Genomic DNA, 18,601 nt, shown 5'->3' with positions numbered 1-18,601 from the left:
TCTATCGCATACCGTGCGCGGGGCACTCAGTGATGGGTGCTGGCGTGCATGCCGGGGCCTCGGCGGGAGGCCCCCAGCGTGCGAAGCTGGGGTGGTTAATCACCGCCGTCAAGGCCCGGGAAAGGGAGGCTGCGTGCCGCAGGCCAGTCCACGAGGAACGTACTTGCTCGTCTCGGAGTCGCTGCGAGCCAGGATCGCTGAGGGACGCTACGCGGACGGTCTGCCGTCCGAGGCCGAGATCGGGCGCGAGTTCGGAGTAGCCCGTACGACCGTGCGGCGAGCCTTGCGCGCCTTGGAGGAGACGGGGGATGTCGCCACCGTCGCCGGGGTCGGCCGGCAGCTCCCCGGGGGCGCCGGGCGCGCACCGTACGAGCAGATCATGGCGGACTTGTTGAAGCAGATCCGCGAGGGCGCCCTCCCCGTCGGCGCCCGCCTGCCCAGCGAGGCAGCGATGGCCGACACCTACGGTGTTTCCCGCGGGACGGTGCGCCGTGCCGTCCGGGAACTGGAGACGGCCGGGCACGTAAGGGCCCAGCACGGGGTAGGAAGATTCGTCAGCAGCGCCGCCTGAGCCCCAACGCCCTCGGAGGCAAATTCATGCAGCTGGCCAAGTGGGCCCATGACCTTGCGGAGTCGCTACTCGCCGAGGCCCTGCCGAAGCGGTGGGCCCACTCGCAGCGCGTCTATTCGCAGGCTTTGACCCTGGCCCCGGCCCTGGGGGAGGACGCCGAACTGTTGGCGGCAGCGGCCATCGCGCACGATGTCGGATACGCCCAGGCCGCTGTCGACACCGGGCAGCACATGATTGACGGGGCCCGGTACCTGCGGGATGTCGTCGGAGCCGATCCGCGCTTGTCCAGTCTCGTGGCCTTCCACACGTCATCGCCGTGGGAGGCGTCCGAGCTGGGGCTGAACGATGCCCTCGCGGAGTTCGGTCCCGCGGAGCCCGATCTGGTGGATGCCATCACCTTCTGCGACCTCACGAGCAGCCCGACCGGCGCCCTGGTCGACCCCGGCGAGCGGTTGGCGGAAGTGCTGGACCGGTACGGCCCCGAACACGTCGTCTATCGAGCCGTCTCCGCGGCCCGTCCCGAGTTGCTGGCGAGGGTGGATCGGGTGAGGCAGCGTCGGGCCGAGGCGGAGTGGTCGGCTCTCAGCTGATCCGGGGGACCGGGGACTCCCGGAAGCCCTCTTCGAGGCGTCGGCGCGTGGTCGGCGACATGTCGAGTGAATCGACTTCAGACCGCGGGACCCATCGGACCTCGAAGGATTCGGAACTCACCTTGATCTCGCCGCCGACCGGCCGGGCGCGGAAGCAGAGCGAGAACTCCTGGCGGACCTCGCCGTCCGCGAACGCGATGACATGCCCGGGGTCGGTGAAAATGCCCACCAGGCCGATCACCTCAACGGTGATGCCGGTCTCTTCCCGGACCTCTCGGACGACAGTTCCGGCGATGTTCTCGCCGATCTCCTGAACACCCCCCGGCATTCCCCAGCGCCCGTTGTCCGACCTGCGCTCCATAAGGATGTCGCCCGCGTCGTTGACCACGAAGGCCGTGACTGCGGGCACGATGCTGTTGGCCTTCGGTGCGGAGGGATCGTTGAAGTAGTCGGTGCGGCGGCTCATGGTCACCTTTCGAGGGGAACGGCTTCGGTCCAGACTTTCTCGAAGCTCTGCTGATATGTCGAGACCAGTTCAGCGCCGGCCACGCGGCGCAGGTGGAGAACTGGGGTCAGGGGCGCGCTTACCCCGTACACCTGCGTATTCACCAACCACTCGTCATCCGAGCGGTACAGCGAGTTGTGCAGGGTCGACCTATGTTGACGAAACTCGATGCCCGGCACTGAGTAGAGCGGGCGGTACAGCTTCATGACCTCGCGGACCTTGTAGGCCACGCCCTCTCCGATCTCCTCTTCCTCGCCGCGGCGCTGGATCTCCGGGCTTTCCGGATCTCCGAGCAGGATGCGTGCCCGCACGCCCTCAGCCGCTTTCAGCTTGAGGAGCTGCGCCCATCGGGGGTTTTCGGCGAGGAATACGCCCGCGTGCACCAGTACGCCTATTTCCCGCTCAGCCCTGCCGAACATCTGGAGCCACAGCTCGGCCGGCACGTAGGACCGGTGTGGGTACACCTTCAAGACTTCGGCGTCGGCAGCGTCCTTGCGCTGGGAGTCGGGGAGACCTTCCGGCCACAGGTACGACTCGTCCTCACGCAGCATCGCTGCGATGGCGAGGCGATGGCGGCGGTACGGCGCCCGCCCCTTAGTGATCCAGCGCTCCACGGTCTTGGGGTCCACCCCGACGTGCTCTGCCAGGGCTTCCACGGTGATGCCTTGCGTCAGCATCGCGGATCGCAACCGCTCGTTAGCCATCCCACCCCCAGGGACGTCCAGGGACGTACTCGACCTGCGGAACGTTACCGAGGACGTCCCAAGTCGTCCAGGGACGTGGTGACTTCGTCCCGCCCCTCGGCGGCACTCTGATGGCACATCACACGGAACCCCGGTTGAGCGAGGAGCTTGACAAGCGCAATCAGGGCCGCCACTGTGAGATACACGTTCAAGCATGTATCGCATGTTGATCGGGGCGGTTCTCCGCTCTGACCTGCATCGATGCCTGTGGCGAGCTGTGCCCGGAGGAAAGCCCGAGGGGGTGAGTACGAAGGCAGCGTCCGTTCCTTAAGAACTCAACAGCGTGCCAAGTGAAACGAGACGGGGCGTGATCCCCGTCCCCATGGCGACGGGCAGTCGTCGGCGGCAACACCTTCTCTTGCGTGCCGGCTCTGGAGAACACCCCGCTTCAAAGAGGGTGCCACCCGGTACGCGCCGCTCTGCTGGCGTCAGAGCAGTGACGATGACGCACCCGACTCTCAGGCTCGGGGCCGGAGCGCCGTGGCAACGGTGCTCCGGTGAAGCCTCGCCCTTCCGGCTTGGAGGCTCCTGTGATCCACCGACATCCACGGGCGCTGGCCGTACTGGACCGGTACGGCCGGCCGCGCCCCTCGTGTCGCCGCTCAACCGCCCTGCGAGGCATCTCCGGGCTTCACTGCCCGGCATTGCTTGCACGGCTTGCTCCCCCTTCCGCAGCGCTCGCAGCGCTGCGGCCGGTTGCCTCCTCCGCCCGTCACGCACGGGTGGGGTTGAGGGGAGCCGGGGCCGGTACGTCCGGTCAGGTCCACCTCATCCGCCCCTACATCGGGAGTCCGCATGTTCGGCAAGAAGTCGCAGAGCAAGCCCCTCGACCTGACCTCTCCCGAGGCCGTCGCGAAGGGCCAGAAGGTCTACGACCGGATCATCTCCGGCCAGTGCAAGGACGTCGCCGCCGAGCTGGACGCGGCCCTCGGCACGGACGTCTTCACCAAGCCCAAGCGCTGACCGACTGAGCACGACCCGCCGCGCCGCTGGGGCGGTCGCCTCTCACCACAAGACCGCGACCGCCCTGGCAGTCCCTTCGACACCAGGAGTCCTCATGGACGCTGCAACGTTCGCCGTCGTGTTTGTCGCCCTGTACGTCGCTCACAGCGTGGGTGACCACTGGGTGCAGACCTCACGCCAGTCGGCCGACAAGGGCAAGCCCGGCTGGACGGGCCGCCTGGCGGATGCCCGCCACGTCGCCTCGCTGACCGCCACCAAGCTCGCGTTACTCCTGCCCGTGGCATTCCTCCTGGGCCTGGACCTCTCCGTCCTCGGCCTGATGGCGGGGCTGGGAATGGACGCGGTATCGCACTGGTGGGCGGACCGTCGCAGCACCCTGGCCGGCCTCGCCAAGGCCTGTGGGCTGGCGGACTTCTACCAGCTGGGCACCGGCGCCCATCCGGTGCACCCGGTCACCGCCGAGGGCAAGCCCGCGGCCCACCTCGGCACCGGTTCCTACGCGCTCGACCAGTCCTTCCACCACTTCTGGCTGCTGGTTGCCGCGCTCCTCATCACCACCGTCTGACCCCGTTCGCTCCGGGGCGCTGCCTCTCACCACGGACCGAGGCGCCCCGGTTCCCTTCGCTCATCAGGAGAGATCGACATGCGTTCGTACATCGGGAACCACCAGATCGTGAACCCCGCCGAGTTCGAGGAACTGGCGCTCGGCTTCGATGAACTGCCCCTGGGGCTGGACCGCGACCTGTTCCGCGGCCCGCTCACCCCGGAGACCGCCCAGGAGCGTGCGGCCCGTAAGGCGGTGGCCCGTGAGGTCATCGCAGAGCTGGCCGCCCTGGGCGAGGGCGGCGACGAGATCGCCGCGTGGGACGCGCTCTACGCCGACGCACTCACCCGCACGGTGCCCTTCCTGCGGAGCGCTGCCCGCGACGCCGGCCGCTCCACCCGGACGGGGGAAGCGGCATGAGCCACACCATGACGGCCCTGTCCGCAGCACTTCCCCTTGCATCCGGCTGGTCGGTTCACAGCCTGTGGATGCGGCGCCGGATCGACGCGGCCCGCCGCGACCCGCTGACCGGGCTGTGGACGCGGGACGCCTTCGAGGGGCGGGCCCGCAAGAGCCTGGCCCAGAAGTGCCAGCGCGCGGTGCTCGTCTTGGACCTCGACCGGTTCAAGGAGATCAACGACGCCCTCGGCCACGCGGCCGGAGACGCGGTCATCCGCGAAACCGGTCAGCGCCTGGGCCGGTGGGCCGAGGAACACGCCGGGGTCGCCGGACGCTTGGGCGGGGACGAATTTGCCGCCGTCATCCCCGGCTACGGCATCGACAAACTGCGCGTGGACCTGTTCCTGCTGATCGGCTGGCTGGACCAGCCCGTGCCGCATGAGGGCCACCCGATCGAGGTCCACGCCTCGATCGGAGCCGCGTACTACCGCAAGGGCACCGGTGACCTGTCCACCCTGCTGCGCCGCGCGGACGAGCAGATGTACAAGGCCAAGCAGCGTGGCGGAGGCTGGCGCATCGCGCACCGGCTGACCGTCCCCGCGATGAGCACGGTCAACGGCCGCCGCGACGGCCGACCCGGCACCCGTGGGGAGGTGGCGTGATGGCGACCCGCACGTCACTGACCATGGTGCAGAGGGTCGTGCTGACAGCCGCGTTCGTGCCCATGCTCGCCACTGGCGTCGCAGGTGGCGTGGGTACCTACAGCAACATCAGCCGCGCCTACGGCACGGGTACAGCGCTCGGCGCGGTCGCGGCCGGCGAGGGTGCGACCGCGGTTCTGGCACTGGTCCTGCTCGGGCTGACGATGCTCGGCCAGTCCTCCCCCCGCATCATCCGGATCGGCTTGTGGGCCCTGCCCGCTGCCGCCTCCGTGATGGCCGCCATGGCCGCCGATGACCCGGGCCGCACCGTGATCTACGCCGTGACCCCAATGGGCATGTGCGTAGCGGCAGAGGGCATGGCGTTCCTCGCCCGGCGGATCGTGGTCCACCAGGACGGCCGCGACGCCGAGGCAGAAGCCAAGGCGGCCGCCGTGGTGCGGGCGCTGGCCTACCACCGCGCCCGTGCCGCGAACCACCCCTGGTCGTGGGTGCGGAAGTGGTCCGACCAGACATCGTGGCGGCTGGCCCGGAAGGTCGGGTTGGGTGACGCGTCGCTGGGCGCCCGGCTCCTGGACGTCCAGCGCGACCGGCTCACCAGCGGCGCGGACGCCGCCCTGGCCGCCATGTTCACCGGCCCCGCAAACCAGCATGAAACGACAGAGACCACCATAAATCGGTTGGGGTCTGACCTGCACGAGTCGATCCCCGAGGCACCGACCGTGACAGCCGACCTTCCCGCCCTTGAGTCGGCCGACCCTATCCCCGTCATCGCGCCGGTGACACTGCCCGAGGCGGTTCCGGTAGTCGAGCCGGTCGAGCTTCCCCAGTCGGCTCCGGTGAAGTCGGTCGCCGCTGCGGAGTCGGCTCCGCGTCGGGCGACCGGTCGGGTACCGAAGTCGGCCCGCACGCCCCGACCGACGCGCGATGCGGATGAGCTGCTGGATGAGGCCCGGTCGGTCACGGCCAACTGGACCGATGGCGAGCTGACGGCCGAGGCCATCCGCAAGGCGGTCCGTACATCGTCCGCCAACGGCCGTCTGCTGCGCGACACGCTCAAGGCCGAGCGTGCCACCGCGGCTGAAGCGACGGCCGCGTGATGGCCGGGCACGGCATACCCGTCTACTCCTGGAGGCTCGCCCCGGACGGGCTGGCCACCCGCCGTCAGCTCCGCGCGGCCGGCCTGCGCCCCGGAGGTCAGGACGTCGTGGCCCAGCTGGAGCGGCCCCGCTACCGGCGGGACCCGCTGACCGCCTACCTGTACCGCGTCGACCTGGCCAAGCCGGTCCGGCCGATGACCCCAGGCAAGGCCGCCGCGCTCGCCAAGGCGAACACCGCCCGCCGGACCTGCCCCGAGTGCCGCACGGACGCGGGCTACGTCATCCCGGCATCGCTCGGCATGTGCGTCCCCTGCGCCTACCCCGAAGAACAGCGCGCCGCCTGACCTGCACGGCGGGCCCGAACACCTCGCTGTCCGGGCCCTTCCACCCCACTCGCCACGAGGGAGCAGACCACCGTGTCTGATGTTCACGCCACCGGCCAGAGCGAAGAGCCCGAGCGCCCCGGCGCCGAGGTCTTCGACATCACCACCAAACGCCCCACCACCCCTGCCCCGGCTGCTCCGCCGGCCGACCCGGACGACGACGAAGACGAGTCGCCGCGGCTGCGGCCGGTTGACTCGCCCGATCTGCCGTCCCCAGGCATCGCCACCTACAAGCGGTTGCCGATCATCCCGACGTGGCTGAAGTCGAAGCCGGGGTTCGTCTCCACCACCCAGCGCGCGGCGAGCAACGCGTTCTACTCGACCGTCTTCCACGGCATCCGCACCCCCTGGTACGCGTTGCAGCTCGGGCTGCACGCCCCGCGCGGCGCAGCCCGTCTGGCGCGGGACACGAACCGGTGGGTGTGGGACGCCGAGGCGGCTCCCCTCCGTGCCTATGAGGTCTACAAAGAGAACACCGCCGAGTACCTGAAGCTGTCCCGTCAGCGCGACAGCCGGGTACGCCTGCGGACGCTGGTCACCCTGGTGGCGCTCATCTTCGGTACCGGCTTCGCGCTGACCATGTACGTCATGGCCCCCGGCTGGCTCGCCGTCCTGGCCTCGGCCGCCGTGCTCACCGCGGGGTTCTGGGGCGCCCCGCAGGATCAGCCGGTGATCGGGCCGGCCGTGCTGAAGACCGAGATTCAGAAGCTGACCGGGGCGATCGTGCTCCGGGCTCTGGACAACATCGGCAACGCGAAGCTGTCGGCCGCCATCAAGAAGGGCGGCGACATGAACGGCCTGCGGTTCACCTCGGAGATCACCCGTGACGGGCCCGGCTACCGCGCAGACCTTGACCTGCCCTGGGGCGTCACCCCCGAGGACATCATGGAGGCCCGCAAGCCGCTCGCCTCCGGCCTGCGCCGCAAAGTTGGCTCCGTGTGGCCGTCCTCCGATCCTGAAGAGCACGAAGGCCGCTTGATCCTGTGGGTGGGCGACAAGCCCATGAACGAGACCAAGAAGCCCGCCTGGCCGCTGCTGAAGTCGGGCAGCGTGGACCTGTTCAAGCCGGTCGTCTTCGGCAACGACCAGCGCATGGGCGACGTCGCCGTCACCCTCATGTTCGCCTCAGTGGTCGTCGGCTCCATCCCGCGCATGGGCAAGACGTTCCTGATGCGCCTGTTCCTGCTCATCGCCGCCCTGGACCCGCGCGCCCAGCTGTACGCGTTCGACTTCAAGGGCACCGGCGACTTCGGAGCGCTCGAGCCGGTCTGCCACCGCTACCGGGCCGGAGACGACGACGAGGACATCCTCTACGTCCTCGAGTCGCTGCGGGAGCTGCGCCAGGAACTGCGCCGCAGGGCCAAGGTCATCAAGTCCCTGCCCCGCTCGCGCTGCCCGGAGTCGAAGGTGACCCCGGACCTGGCCAACGACAAGAACCTGGGCCTGCACCCGATCGTGGCCGCGTTCGATGAATGCCAGGTGCCCTTCGAGCACGACAAGTACGGCGCCGAGATCGAAGAGATCTGCACCGACCTCGGCAAGCGCGGCCCCGCCCTCGGCATGGTGACCCTGTTCGGTACCCAGCGCCCCGACGCGAAGTCGCTGCCCACCGGCATCTCCGCCAACGCCGTGCTGCGGTTCTGCCTCAAGGTCATGGGCCAGCCCGCCAACGACATGGTCCTGGGGACCTCGATGTACAAGGCCGGGTACCGGGCCACGATGTTCTCCCGCACCGACCGCGGCATCTGCTGGATGGCCGGTGAAGGAGACGACCCGCGCATCGTCGCATCCGCGTTCGTCGACGCGCTCGGAGCCGAACAGGTCGTCGTCCGCGCCCGCAGGATGCGCATGGAGTACGGCAACGTCACCGGCCACGCCATCGGCCAGGAACCCGAAAGCGGCGAAGCCTCCTTCGACCTGCTGGCCGACATCCTCAAGGTCGTGCCGGCCGACGAAGACAAGGTCTGGAACGAGAAGGTCGCCGCCCGCCTCGCCGCCCTGCGCCCCGAGATCTACAGCGGCTGGAAGGCCGAAACGGTCACCACCAACCTCAAGCCGCACGGCATCACCGCCCAGGACGTATGGGGCTCCACCACCTCCGGCAAGGGCACCACCCGCCGCGGCATCGCCCGCACCGACATCACCACCGCCATCACCCAACGTGACGGAAAGCGGCCCGCGAACTAGCGCGCACCGCTGCTAGGCCTAGCAGCCCGCGCTGCTAGGCCTAGCACCCCCACTAGCAGAGCAAACCGGCTCCCATCAGCGATCTCGCACCTAGCAGCCGACCTGCGAAAACACCGGAAACCCCGCCCGAGAGGCACCCCATGACCCTCACCCTCCTTGCTAGCGCCTGCCTGCTCATAGTCACCCTCGGTTACATCAGTCTCTGTGCGTCATCGCCGTTCGGCAACTGCCGCAAGTGCCGCGGGTTCGGCTACGCGATGAAGACCGACCGCAAGGGCCGCCTCAAGCGCGGCAAGCACTGCCGCCGCTGCGACGGCCACGGCAAGCGCATCCGCGTCGGCCGCCACCTCTACAACCTGTGGCTGCGCCTCTACCGCGACGCCAACCCCGCCCCGCGCAAGACATTCGCCCCGAAGGGATAACCCATGGCCATCACCGTCTCGCTCGTCGCCCTGTTCGGGCTGGTCCTGTTCTTCCTGCTCCGCTCCAAGTCCCTCGGCTACGGCTCCGCGTTCGTCGCCATGATGTTCGGCTTCTTCCTCGCCTCCACCGGAGCCTCCGGCCCCATCAACGAACTCACCACCGCGATCATCAAGGCCGTCTCGGACCTGGGGAGCCAGTGATGGAGCCCATCACCTACCGGCACTGGGCCATCGACCTTGCCCCCAAGGCGGCCCCTGCCCTGGCCACCACGACTGTGCTGATCCTGGGCCGGATCTGGAACGTCAACGGCGCCGAACACTCCGTCGGAAACGCCGCGCTGATGGTCGTCCTCGCCACCGGCGCCGCGACGGCCGGCGCGTTCGCCTCGGGCGGCCGGTCCGGTGACAGCGTGATCGCCGGAACCGCGTTCGCCGCATCCGGCGGACTGGCCCTGGCCGGAGTCGCCGGATACGCCGATGGCCTCTCCCTCCCTGTGCTGTTGTGGGCGCTGGCCACGGCCGTCGCCTACGGACTCGCTGCCCGCTACTGGCGCACCGACCGCCGCGAGACCGTCGCGCACCAGCGGCAGACCCTCGGACGACGCGAGGACCACGCACACGTCGAGCGCGTCGAAGCACTCCGCGCCGGAGCGCAGATCGAGGTGGCCCGCTCCGGCGCGGCCTACGCCGAGCAGCTCGCCAACGCCCTCATCACCCGCGCCTCCCTCCCCGGGTTCAACCCGCAGGCCATCACGAACGCAGGCCTGCCCGAGCTCCCCGCCAAGCCCGACCACTGACCGAAGGAGCACCCGCATGAACGTCGACCCTCACGAGGTCGTGAGCCTCGAAATGGATTGGGACCACCTCGACCAGCCCTACACCCGACGAGTCACCCGCCTTCAGCTGGGCGAACTGCTGCTTCAGGTGGACGACATGGCCGACCAGACGGAAGCCGAAGAGGAGAACTGACGCCATGTTCGAGATCCGCGTCATCTGCGCCCCGACCGAAGCCCCCGAGATCACCAAGGCCCTGTCCGAGACGTTCGCGACCAGCGCGGTCCGTCAGCGGCCCACCCGCGACGGGGACCGCGTCCGCCTGTACGTCACCGCCGAGCAGCAGCCCAGCCACTGGCCGGCGCCCGAGGTCGCTTACGCCACCGCGCCGAGCGTCATCAGCGAGATCGGATGGACCGCCGGAGGCGCCCGGGACTGCCTGCACGGCATCGCCGTTCGAGAGTTCTGGCTCCGCAAGGCCGCACTCCTGGACCGCATCGCCCTCACCGACGACGACCCCATGGGATGCGACGCCGCAACCCTCGCGGTCGAAGCGGCCCGGCGGCTGATGGAGATTGACGACGCCGCAGGCCTCGGGCCGTCCGGCTACGCGGACGGCCCCTACACCCCGGACCACCCGGACAGCGTCCGCGAGCCCCGCGGCTACGTCCGCCAGGAATACGCCCTCTGGATCCGCCACCACTGAGGAGACCACCGTCATGAGCACCAGCCCCGCCCTCAGCACCACGCAGCACCCCACGATGTACACGCAGGTCGATGGCCTCAGCTACCAGCCCGAGCGCATCAGCGTGATCGCGGCCCTGTCCCACATCCGCAGCGCACGCAAGAGCCCCAAGAACGTCGACGCGGTCAACGTCTACGCCTTCACCAGCCGCGACGGAATCCCGCTGCACGTGGTCTACATCCACCACGCCCCCGGGCGCTGGCACGGCGTGAACGACGTCATCGACGTCTACGAGATCCCCACCGCCGCGCTCACCGACCTCTAGCTGTGCCCGGGGCGGTCGCCTCTCACCACAAGACCGCGACCGCCCCGGCTTCTCCGTCCCTTCGCAGAAACAGGAGACCCCCAGCATGACACCAACCCCCACCCCGGCGCTGCTGCGCGCCGCCCTGGCCGCCGCCGAGCGAGGCTGGCCCGTCTTCCCGCTCCGCCCCGGAGACAAGCGGCCCGCCGGCCACCCCGAACGCAACTGCCCCCGCACCGGCCGCTGCACGGAAGGCCACCGCACCCCCGAACAGCGCGCCACCCTCATCACCGAGCAGATCACCACGTGCTGGCGGGCGGCTCCTTACAACGTGGGCGTCGCCACCGGCCCCGCCGGACTTCTGGTCGTGGACCTCGACATCCCCCAGGACGACGACGCCCCGCCCTCGGAGTGGGCAGGGGCGACCGATGGCCTGGACGTTTTCGCGATGATCTGCGAGCGCGCGGGCGAACAGCTGCCAACCGAGACGTTCACGGTGCGCACCCGCCGCGGCGGACAGCACCTGTACTTCACCGCCCCCGCCGAAAAGCGGCTACGTGGGAGCGCAGGGCGCCTGGGGTGGAAGGTCGACACGCGAGCCTGGGGCGGGTACGTGGTCGCGGCCGGCAGCACCGTCGGCACAGGGGCGTACGAGATCATTCACGACGCGCCCCCTGCCCCCCTCCCCACGTGGCTCGGTGACCTGCTCGTCACGTCTCCCGCACCCGCACCCTCTTCCGTGGCCGTTCTCCGCGCACGTATCGGGAAGGCGGACCGGTACGCGACGGCCGCCGTGAACGGCGAGGTCGCCAAGGTCGCGTCGGCCGCGACCGGCGCCCGGAACACGACGCTGTACAACGCGGCGTACGCCCTCGGCCGCCTCATCGCCGCGGGCACCCTCACGGAGACGGAAGTCACCGTCGCGCTCACCGCCGCCGCGCCGGAGGGGCTGGCGCCCTCCCGGGTCGCAGCGAGCATCCGCGACGGCATCCGTCGCTCCCTCCGCAACGCGAGCGGAGACGCGGCATGACCACCACTGACAACCCCAGCTCCGCCGGACGACACCAGGCCCGGGACGGCAGTAGCGCGCCGAAGGTCGTCGGCCGTCCGGCCGTCCTTTCAGTCCCTTGCCGTGACCCGCAGGAAGGCAGGACCGCAGCATGACCGCACAGCCCATCGACGCCGACCTCTGGGCCGGGTTCGACGCCCTCGCCGAGGACGTGACCGGACCGGTCTGGGACGAGCCGGTCCCGCTCACCGGCCGCCTGGACCTCCCCACCTTCCCCGTGGACACACTCCCGCCGTGGCTGTCCTCCATGGTCGCCGCTGTCGCCGAGGAAACCCAGACCCCCGCCGACCTCGCCGGATGCCTTGCCCTGGCAGTCATCGCCACGGCCGCCGGCGGACGGGCCACGGTCTGCGTGCGCGGCCGGTGGCGCGAGCCGGTCAACCTTTACACCGCCGTGGCCTTGGACCCCGGCAACCGCAAGAGCGCCGTGTTCGCCCTGATGACCGAGCCGCTCATGGCAGTGGAGAAGGCACTCGTGGAACTCTCCGGCCCGGCCCGCGCCGAGGCCGAGACCACCGCGCGCCTTGCCAAGGCCGCAGCCGACAAAGCAGCGGCCAAGGCCGCGAACGCAGAGCCGGGATTGCGTGACCAGCTCACCGCCGAGGCCGTCGCCCTCGCCCAGGCCGCCGAGGAAATCAGGGTCCCGTGCAAGCCCCAGCTCGTGGCTGACGACGTGACGCCGGAGAACTTGGCCACCCTGCTCACCGAACAGGAGGGCCGGATCTCGGTGCTCTCCCCGGAGGGCGGCATCTTCGAAATCATCTCGGGCCGCTACAGCGGGGCACCGAACATGGAGATCTTCCTCAAGGGCCACGCAGGGGACATGGTGAGGGTCAACCGGCAGGGCCGCGAGGCCCAGCACGTCGAGCACCCCGCCGTCACAATGGGCCTCGCTGTCCAGCCTGAAGTGCTGGAGTCCATCGGCCAGATCAAGGGCGCCGACGGCCGCGGACTGCTGGCCCGGTTCCTGTACGCGCAGCCCGAATCCCTCGTCGGTCGCCGCAACCTCACCCCGGAGCTCATCCGCGATGACGTGGCCGACGCGTACACCCGGCAGCTCGGCGGTCTGGCCATGGCACTGAACGGCTGGACCGACCCGGCGGTACTCACCCTCACGCCCGAGGCCGACGCGGTCATGCTGGCCTACCAAAAGGTCACCGAATCCCGGATCGGGAAGGGCGGTTCACTCGCGGACATCGTCAAATGGGCCAGCAAGCGGGACGGGGCCGTCGCCCGCATCGCAGGGCTGCTCCACTTGGCCACCCACACCGACAGCGGGTGGACCCGCCCCATCGAGGCCGCCACCCTGGCCGGCGCCACCCGCCTCGGGGACTACTTCACAGCCCACGCCCAGCACGTGTTCGACGCCATGGGAGCCGCACCCGCCCAGGAAGCCGCCCGCCAGGTGCTCGCACACCTTCGGGAGGCCCGGCTGACCGGCTTCACCAAGCGGGACCTGTTCCGCCAGCTCTCCCGCGGCGACTTCCCCGCCATGACCGACCTCGACCCGGCCCTGGCCCTGCTGGAAGAACACGGCTGGATCCGCCAGCAGCCCTTGCCCCCGCGCACCGGACGCGGCGGCCGGCCGCCCTCCCCGAAGTACGACGCGCACCCGCGCCTCGCTCGCGGCGCCTGACACAACCCCCACCGGACTGCCACAACTGACAGAACCCCCGATCTGGCCCGCTGACCTGCATAAGCGGTCCCTACGGCCACCGTGACAGAACCTCCGGAAACTCCGACAGAACCCCACCCGTCGGCCGTGACAGGACCCGCCGCCGGAGGTTCTGTCGGAGTTTCCGCGAGTTCTGTCAGAGCCTCCCTCAGCCCTGAACCCGCAGGTCAACGCGTTCTCGCCGAGGTTCTGTCAGTTGTGTCAGCGGTCCCGGGGTTCTTGCTCCCCAATCCACAGCATCCGAAGGAGTCTCGCCGTGGCCAAGCCCCGCGACGAAATGCTGACCATCCCGCAGGTGGTCGAAGAGATCGGTGTTCCGCGAGCCACGTTCTATCGCTGGCGACAGTGCAAGAAGGGCCCCAAGGCCATCAAGCTCCCGAATGGTTCCGTGCGTATCCGTCGTTCCGACCTGGTCCGTTGGCTGGAGATGCGGGAGGAATCCGCGTGACGAACGACGCCGATTCCGAGTCCGAGCAGAACAATGGCTTGGACCCGGAAGGGTTTTCCCTCGATGTCCGCCTGTGGAATGTGACCAAGGCGCAGAGCAAGACCCGCCCTTATCAGCTCCGCTGGATCGTCGGGGGCAAAGTCAGCAGTAAGACGTTCGCCACCGTGGCGCTTGCGGGGAGCCGCCGGTCCGAATTGTGGTTGGCCATGAAGCGCGGCGAGGCGTTCCGCATCAAGGACGGCCTGCCTGAGTCCGAAGTCCGCGCCGCCACGCAGGCCGCAGATCTCGTGGATGCTCGCGAGGAACTGTCCTGGTTCACGTTCTGCCGTGAGTACATGGCCATGCGCTGGCCCACGGCTGCTGCCAAGACACGCGAGGGCATCGCGGATGGTCTCGCTGCCGTGACCCTGGCCATGGTGGAGCAGGACAAGCAGATGCCCGAGGTGGAGGAGCTGCGCCTCGCTCTTCGCTGGGCTGTTGTCCCGGCAAACGCCGAGTTGGAGCCGCCGGCCGAACTCGAAGATGCCCACCAGTGGCTTTCGACGAAGTCGCTGCTCGTTTCTGCGTTGGAAGATCCGAAGATTCTGCGAGACGTCCAGTACCGGCTTTCTTTCAAGCTGGACGGGACGCCTGCGGCGGGAGAGACTTCCCGCCGCAGGCGCCGTGCCTTGAACACCGCGGTGGAATACGCAATCGAACGCAAGCTCCTGGTTGAGAACCCTCTTGCCGCGCTCAAGAAAGTGAAGATCTCTTCATCGGATCGTGTCGACCCGCGCGTTCTTGTGAACAAGACCCAAGCCGCTCAGTTGCTCGCCGCGGTTTCGTACGTCGGTACGTGGGACCGTAAGAAGGGGCGCCGTCTGGTGGCGTTCTATGCAGTGATGTACTTCGCGGCCCTCCGCCCGAGCGAGGCCGTGGGGCTGAGGAAGTCAGACTGCCACCTCCCCGAGAAAGGATGGGGGACACTCACCCTCCGGGACACGCACCCTGTCTCGGGCAAGCAGTGGACGGACAGCGGGGAGCGCCACGACAAGCGGGGCCTGAAGTCCCGGGAGGCCAAGGACGACCGGCCGGTTCCGATCCCGCCGCCGCTGGTTGCCATGCTCCGTGCCCACCTTGAGGAGTTCGGCACGGCCAAGGACGGTCGGCTCTTTACGAACGAGCGGCTCGGTCTCGTCGGTAGCAGCACGTACTGGCGTGTTTGGAAGGACGCCCGCGAGTACGCGCTCCCGCCGGATCTCCAGACATCCATCCTCGGGGGGCGGCCGTACGACCTTCGCCACACCTGCATCACGACCTGGCTGAACGCAGGGGTTCCGGTGGCCGAAGTAGCCCGCAGGGTTGGGAACTCGCCCGAAGTCATCCACCGTGTTTATGAGGGGTGTATCTACGGTCAGGAGGCCACGATGAACGCGAAGATCGAGCAGGAACTCGACTGGCCGTGAGCGCGATGCTCCTGGCTAGGTGGCTAGGCCCGCATGCATGAGCGGGTCCAGCCAGGATGGCACTGAGCTGATGAGGCCCAGTCGTAGTCCTCAGCCACGCGGGGGACGGAGACTTTGCCGCCTCCAGGTACTGGACGGTGACCACGTTGCGGGGGCCGCGCTTGATCAATGTCGCCACAAGCGCCTCGTCGTCCCGCGCGGACAGCAGTGATAGAGGGCGTAGATCCGCTGGAAGGCCGGTCGTGCTTCCGAGTCCTGATGATGTCCTTGGCTGCGCGCGGTTCGAAACCGCGGCGGAGCTAACAGCCTCCGACTCTGTTCAGCTGGTCAGTGAATCGAGAGGCGGCATCGGCAGAGGCTTTGGAATGGTCAAGGTTGAATTCGCCGTCGTACATGCTCTCCGCGAATACTCTGTAGAGGTGGTCCATTTCGCTGGCCGACGTGATCAGATCGTCGACTAGGTCTCGCCGATCGTCGGGGGGCTTGAGCTCCCGCAGACTTCCAACGTAGTGGCTTGTAGCATCCGAAGTGTCTTGGGCGTTGTCAGCAGCTTTGCGCAGCTCAGCTGCTGTGTAGTCTCCGTCGTAAAGCGGATCGAGAGTATCGTTCGTGTCCCTCATCTGGCGCACGATTCCCGGCACTTCTTTCTCGCAGACTGAGACAGCCTTCGCTTCCCATTCCGTGAAGGACGGATCTTTTTCGACGTACGTCACCACAAACGCAAGGATTCCTGCGATTGCCGAGAGGATGCCAATCCACCAACCGACATGCGACTTCAGTCGGCTGCCCAGGGGCTTTCTGTCGGCGTCGTCAGTCATGACGCCCTCCCGTCTGCTCGTCTCCATTCTCATGCTTACCAGCAGGTTGCGCTCGCAGGCGAGATACGGTCTGGATTCAAATTTCGACACTTCAACAACCTTTGACGCCGAAGTGGTGTCAACTGGCTCCGTATCGACGGGGTCATCCGTAATTCACACCAGCCGCGGCCGGGTACCGCCACGTCGACCTCGTGCGGGCGCGGCGAAGGGTTCCGGGGCCGGCTCAGAGGCCTTTGACCGCAGGGCGAAAGCCTGGGGCCATGCCACGTAAGTGGCGGAGGGAGCGGCTGGGTGCCGACGGGTGCACCGGAGTCGACTCCGATCCCCGACCCCTCCTACCGCCCCGTCCTCGTTGCTCGTTGGGAGGTGATGGATGCCCACGCCAACTGATGGAAGGGGAGGGGGCGTGGGGTGGTGTCGCGGCGAGGTAAGGCTGAGGCTCTATCGCACGTCTATCGCGACCAGTGCGTAACAACGACAAAGACCTGGACTCAGTGGGACTGGGTCCAGGTCTTCATGCTTGGCACTTGTGCAGGTCAGCAGATGTTTTATGCTGGTCCAGCAGAAGTGCCCCCGGCAGGATTCGAACCTGCGCACACGGCTCCGGAGGCCGTTGCTCTATCCCCTGAGCTACGGGGGCGCGTCGTTCGCGTTGCGGCGACGGGTTGAACACTACCAGCTTCCACCGGGTGATCAGAAACGAGTTCCGGGGGACGGGGAGGTGGGTCGCCCGGAGGGGGTGGAAGTGGCAAAAACCCGGACGCGGGGGCTTAGGCGGACCTACTCTCGAGTTGTGTCAGGCGCCTCGGGCCGGGTGCTTGTTGTCGACGACAACAAGGTCATCCGGCAGCTGATCAAGGTCAATCTCGAGCTGGAGGGCTTCGAGGTAGTGACCGCGAACGATGGTGTCGAGTGTCTGGACGTCGTGCACCGCGTGTGCCCCGACGTGATCACCCTCGATGTGGTCATGCCCCGGCTGGACGGGTTCGGGACGGCCGCGCAGCTGCGCGCCGATCCGCGGACGCGGCATGTGCCCGTCGCCATCGTGAGCGCCTGTACGCAGCACGAGGTGGAGGCCGGGATCGAGGCCGGGGTGGATGCGTTCCTCGCCAAGCCCTTCGAGCCCGCCGAGCTCGTGCGGGTCGTACGCCGGCTCATCGAGCGCAAGGACCGGCGGGAGCGGAAGGGAGCCCCCGCAGGGCGCGGGAGAGGGTAGCGGCCGACGGCTGTTCACATGGCGAAACTGTTCGCGGGATGGGTGGGCTTCTCGCCTAGGCTGGTCCCGTGACCCCCGCCGACCTCTCCCGTACCGTCGTACGCGCCGTGCGCTGCGCCGTCGAGGAGGGGGAGCTGCCCGCCGAGGCGGGTGTGCCCGAGCGGGTCGTCGTCGAGCGGACCCGCCCCGGCGGGGTGGGGGACTACGCGACCCCCGTGGCCTTTCAGGTCGCCAAGGCCGCCGGACGCCCGCCCCGGGGCGTGGCGGACGTACTGGCCCGCCGGCTCGGCGCGGAGCCCGGCATCGAGCATGTCGAGGTCACCGGAGCCGGGTTCCTCAACTTCGTGCTGCCGCCCCCCTCCGCCCCCTCCGTCGTCCGGGACGCCATCGTCCGCGACATCGTGATCCGGGACGTACGGGGCGGGGCCATGTTCGCCGCCCCCGCCCCCGCCCCTGCCGACGAGACCGGGACCGGGCTGCGCGAGTGCGTCGTGCGGCGCAGTGTCCTGCGGCTCGTGTGCGCCCAGGGCGGCACTGGGTGCGACCGGCCAGAGGACCTGCCAGAGGACCGGCCCGAGGACCTGCCCGTCGCGCCCCTTGCCAAGCGGGACGGCGACGTCGTCGCCCGTTACGGCCGCGACGCCGCCCACTGGGCGATGCTCGCCGTGCCCGCCCGGGAGACTCCGGTCGTCTCCGACACTTTGCTCGTTCAGGGCGAGGCCAGCGAGTTCTTCCGCGTGCGGTACGCCCACGCGCGCAGCCGGGCCCTCGTACGCAACGCCGATCAGCTGGGCTTCCACCCGGAGCCGGGCGACGTCGACGCGCCCGCCCTGCTGCGCCTCCTCGCCGACCACGACCTCGTCCTGGAGGCCGCCGCGCACCACCGCGCGCCCGAGCGGCTCACCCGGCACCTCGTCGAGCTGGCCGACGAGCTGCTCGATTTCCAGCACTGCGTCCTGCCCAAAGGGGACGAGAAACCCTCGGCCGCCCACCGTGCCCGGCTGGCTCTTGCCGAAGCCGCCGGGACGGTGCTGGCCGGTGGCCTGGCCCTGCTCGGCATAGACGCACCTGACTGCCTGTGATCTGCGAAGAGAGATACCG

24 protein-coding genes and 1 tRNA gene are annotated in these 18,601 nt (G+C 68.9%); 21 read left to right on the top strand and 4 right to left on the bottom strand.

What is annotated here, in order from left to right:
- Positions 1-163: 163 nt before the first annotated feature.
- Positions 164-571 (top strand): GntR family transcriptional regulator, encoded by a 408-nt coding sequence (locus tag AB0M76_RS10125; protein WP_356867133.1) that lies wholly within the window; start codon positions 164-166, stop codon positions 569-571.
- 26 nt (positions 572-597) lie between these two features.
- On the top strand, positions 598-1,161 hold the full coding sequence (locus AB0M76_RS10120; protein ID WP_365952439.1) for an HD domain-containing protein: 564 nt from the start codon (positions 598-600) through the stop codon (positions 1,159-1,161).
- Here AB0M76_RS10120 and AB0M76_RS10115 read toward each other — a convergent pair.
- A complete protein-coding gene (locus AB0M76_RS10115; RefSeq protein ID WP_365952438.1) occupies positions 1,154-1,627 on the bottom strand; it encodes an NUDIX domain-containing protein in 474 nt (157 codons plus the stop codon). The genes AB0M76_RS10120 and AB0M76_RS10115 overlap by 8 nt on opposite strands.
- A 2-nt stretch (positions 1,628-1,629) precedes the next feature.
- A complete protein-coding gene (locus AB0M76_RS10110) occupies positions 1,630-2,370 on the bottom strand; it encodes a helix-turn-helix transcriptional regulator (RefSeq protein ID WP_365952437.1) in 741 nt (246 codons plus the stop codon).
- A gap of 834 nt (positions 2,371-3,204) precedes the next feature.
- Between AB0M76_RS10110 and AB0M76_RS10105 the strand changes: the two genes are divergently transcribed.
- From AB0M76_RS10105 to AB0M76_RS10025, 17 genes are all read left to right on the top strand, one after another.
- Complete coding sequence (locus AB0M76_RS10105) at positions 3,205-3,372, top strand: hypothetical protein (RefSeq protein ID WP_365952436.1); 168 nt, start codon at positions 3,205-3,207, stop codon at positions 3,370-3,372.
- Positions 3,373-3,466: 94 nt separating this feature from the next.
- Positions 3,467-3,937 (top strand): transcriptional regulator, encoded by a 471-nt coding sequence (locus AB0M76_RS10100; RefSeq protein WP_365952435.1) that lies wholly within the window; start codon positions 3,467-3,469, stop codon positions 3,935-3,937.
- 78 nt (positions 3,938-4,015) lie between these two features.
- Positions 4,016-4,336 (top strand): hypothetical protein, encoded by a 321-nt coding sequence (locus AB0M76_RS10095; RefSeq protein WP_365952434.1) that lies wholly within the window; start codon positions 4,016-4,018, stop codon positions 4,334-4,336.
- Positions 4,333-4,977 carry a GGDEF domain-containing protein gene (locus tag AB0M76_RS10090; protein ID WP_365952433.1) on the top strand — a complete coding sequence of 215 codons (645 nt, stop codon included), beginning with the start codon at positions 4,333-4,335 and terminating at the stop codon, positions 4,975-4,977. The genes AB0M76_RS10095 and AB0M76_RS10090 overlap by 4 nt, the downstream gene beginning before the upstream one ends.
- Positions 4,977-6,074, top strand: coding sequence for a conjugal transfer protein (locus AB0M76_RS10085; protein WP_365952431.1), 1,098 nt, complete (start codon positions 4,977-4,979; stop codon positions 6,072-6,074). Before AB0M76_RS10090 ends, AB0M76_RS10085 begins: the two co-directional genes overlap by 1 nt.
- A complete protein-coding gene (locus AB0M76_RS10080) occupies positions 6,074-6,418 on the top strand; it encodes an RRQRL motif-containing zinc-binding protein (RefSeq protein WP_365952430.1) in 345 nt (114 codons plus the stop codon). The genes AB0M76_RS10085 and AB0M76_RS10080 overlap by 1 nt, the downstream gene beginning before the upstream one ends.
- Positions 6,419-6,490: 72 nt before the next feature.
- Positions 6,491-8,644, top strand: a complete 2,154-nt coding sequence (locus AB0M76_RS10075; RefSeq protein ID WP_365952429.1) for a cell division protein FtsK — start codon at positions 6,491-6,493, stop codon at positions 8,642-8,644.
- A 140-nt stretch (positions 8,645-8,784) separates the two neighbouring features.
- Entirely contained in the window at positions 8,785-9,066 is a 282-nt protein-coding gene (locus AB0M76_RS10070) for a hypothetical protein (RefSeq protein ID WP_365952428.1), read from the top strand.
- Between the two features lie 3 nt (positions 9,067-9,069).
- Positions 9,070-9,267, top strand: a complete 198-nt coding sequence (locus AB0M76_RS10065) for a hypothetical protein (RefSeq protein ID WP_365952427.1) — start codon at positions 9,070-9,072, stop codon at positions 9,265-9,267.
- Entirely contained in the window at positions 9,267-9,863 is a 597-nt protein-coding gene (locus tag AB0M76_RS10060) for a hypothetical protein (RefSeq protein ID WP_365952426.1), read from the top strand. The genes AB0M76_RS10065 and AB0M76_RS10060 overlap by 1 nt, the downstream gene beginning before the upstream one ends.
- A 16-nt stretch (positions 9,864-9,879) precedes the next feature.
- Positions 9,880-10,035 carry a hypothetical protein gene (locus tag AB0M76_RS10055; protein WP_365952425.1) on the top strand — a complete coding sequence of 52 codons (156 nt, stop codon included), beginning with the start codon at positions 9,880-9,882 and terminating at the stop codon, positions 10,033-10,035.
- A gap of 4 nt (positions 10,036-10,039) precedes the next feature.
- A complete protein-coding gene (locus AB0M76_RS10050) occupies positions 10,040-10,546 on the top strand; it encodes a hypothetical protein (protein ID WP_365952424.1) in 507 nt (168 codons plus the stop codon).
- A 13-nt stretch (positions 10,547-10,559) separates the two neighbouring features.
- A complete protein-coding gene (locus AB0M76_RS10045) occupies positions 10,560-10,850 on the top strand; it encodes a hypothetical protein (protein WP_365952423.1) in 291 nt (96 codons plus the stop codon).
- Between the two features lie 85 nt (positions 10,851-10,935).
- Positions 10,936-11,859 carry a bifunctional DNA primase/polymerase gene (locus tag AB0M76_RS10040; protein WP_365952422.1) on the top strand — a complete coding sequence of 308 codons (924 nt, stop codon included), beginning with the start codon at positions 10,936-10,938 and terminating at the stop codon, positions 11,857-11,859.
- Positions 11,860-11,989: 130 nt separating this feature from the next.
- Positions 11,990-13,534 carry a YfjI family protein gene (locus tag AB0M76_RS10035; RefSeq protein ID WP_365952421.1) on the top strand — a complete coding sequence of 515 codons (1,545 nt, stop codon included), beginning with the start codon at positions 11,990-11,992 and terminating at the stop codon, positions 13,532-13,534.
- 277 nt (positions 13,535-13,811) lie between these two features.
- The gene (locus AB0M76_RS10030) at positions 13,812-14,021 is read left to right on the top strand and encodes a helix-turn-helix domain-containing protein (RefSeq protein WP_365952749.1); all 210 of its coding nucleotides are present in this window, start codon (positions 13,812-13,814) and stop codon (positions 14,019-14,021) included.
- Positions 14,018-15,466 (top strand): site-specific integrase, encoded by a 1,449-nt coding sequence (locus AB0M76_RS10025; protein ID WP_365952420.1) that lies wholly within the window; start codon positions 14,018-14,020, stop codon positions 15,464-15,466. Before AB0M76_RS10030 ends, AB0M76_RS10025 begins: the two co-directional genes overlap by 4 nt.
- Before the next feature lie 299 nt (positions 15,467-15,765).
- Here the strand turns inward: AB0M76_RS10025 and AB0M76_RS10020 are convergent, their stop codons facing one another.
- The gene (locus AB0M76_RS10020) at positions 15,766-16,284 is read right to left on the bottom strand and encodes a hypothetical protein (RefSeq protein WP_365952419.1); all 519 of its coding nucleotides are present in this window, start codon (positions 16,282-16,284) and stop codon (positions 15,766-15,768) included.
- Positions 16,285-16,852: 568 nt separating this feature from the next.
- Positions 16,853-16,924: transfer RNA gene (locus AB0M76_RS10015), tRNA-Arg, on the bottom strand.
- Positions 16,925-17,005: 81 nt separating this feature from the next.
- On the opposite strand from AB0M76_RS10015, the gene AB0M76_RS10010 reads away from it, so the two are divergent.
- Both AB0M76_RS10010 and nrtL read left to right on the top strand, forming a co-directional pair.
- Positions 17,006-17,500, top strand: coding sequence for a response regulator (locus tag AB0M76_RS10010; RefSeq protein WP_365952418.1), 495 nt, complete (start codon positions 17,006-17,008; stop codon positions 17,498-17,500).
- A 68-nt stretch (positions 17,501-17,568) separates the two neighbouring features.
- Positions 17,569-18,582 (top strand): ArgS-related anticodon-binding protein NrtL, encoded by a 1,014-nt coding sequence (gene nrtL / locus AB0M76_RS10005; protein WP_365952417.1) that lies wholly within the window; start codon positions 17,569-17,571, stop codon positions 18,580-18,582.
- Positions 18,583-18,601: the final 19 nt, after the last annotated feature.

It is taken from the genome of Streptomyces sp. NPDC051364 (assembly GCF_040682115.1).
Classification (GTDB): Bacteria; Actinomycetota; Actinomycetes; order Streptomycetales; family Streptomycetaceae; genus Streptomyces.
Note: the sequence above shows the minus strand (reverse complement) of the source record. Positions and strands in the feature narration are given on the sequence as shown.